Raw genomic sequence first — 1018 nt, 5'->3', positions numbered from 1 at the left:
TCCAGCAGCAACCGCTGCTGCGGATCCATCGCCAGCGCCTCACGCGGCGAGATCCCGAAGAACCCCGGATCGAACTCCCCCGCCTCGTGCAGGAAACCACCCTCACACACATAACTGGTCCCGCGATGTTCGGCGTCCGGGTTGTACAGCGCCCCCAGGTCCCAGCCTCGCCTGGTCGGGAATTCCGAGATCCCGTCCCCGCCCTCGGCCACCAACCGCCACAGATCCTCCGCAGAGGCCACCCCACCCGGATAACGACACGCCATGCCCACGATCACGATCGGATCGTCCGCCGCAGGCACGACGGACGTGGGAATGATCACGTCGGCCTTCTCGCCGAGCAACTCACCCAGCAGAAACTCCGCCAGCACCACCGGAGTCGGATAATCGAACACCAACGTCGCCGGCAACCGCAACCCCGTCGCCACGTTCAACCGGTTACGCAACTCCACCGCGGTCAGCGAATCGAACCCCAACTCGCGGAACTCCCGCCGCACCTCCACCAGCTGCGGCGAAGCATGCCCCAGCACCGTGGCCACCTCACCCCGAACCAGCTCAACCACCAACCGCACCCGATCGGCCTGCCCCAGACCGGCCAACCGCCGAACCAGCGCCCCATCCCCCGCCACCGGCACCGACGCCGCCGACCGGCGAACCCCACGCACCAACCCCCGCAACAGATGAGGCACCCACCCCTGCGCCCGCACCGCCGACACATCAAACCGCGCCGCCACAACCGCCGCACGACCCACCGCAACAGCGGCCTCGAACAACGCCAAACCCTGCTCAGGCGACAACGGCACCATCCCCGCCCGCGCCATCCGCCGCATATCCGCCTGGCTCAGCGTGCCCGTCATCCCGGCGTCCTGCGCCCAGGCACCCCACCCCAGCGACAACCCCGCCAACCCCTCAGCCCGCCGCACCTCCGCCAACGCGTCCAGGAACGCGTTCGCCGCCGCGTAGTTACCCTGACCCGCCCCACCGAACGTCCCCGCCACCGACGAGAACACCACGAACG

At 69.1% G+C, this 1018-nt stretch carries 1 protein-coding gene; it reads right to left on the bottom strand.

From position 1 onward, the window contains the following. Positions 1-1018 (bottom strand): beta-ketoacyl reductase (locus tag ABT130_RS47700; RefSeq protein WP_350966519.1); only part of this gene is annotated, 1018 nt, incomplete at both ends.

It is taken from the genome of Streptosporangium sp. NPDC001681, from assembly GCF_040298085.1.
GTDB lineage: Bacteria > Actinomycetota > Actinomycetes > Streptosporangiales > Streptosporangiaceae > Streptosporangium.
This window is presented reverse-complemented; position numbering and strand designations above follow the sequence as displayed.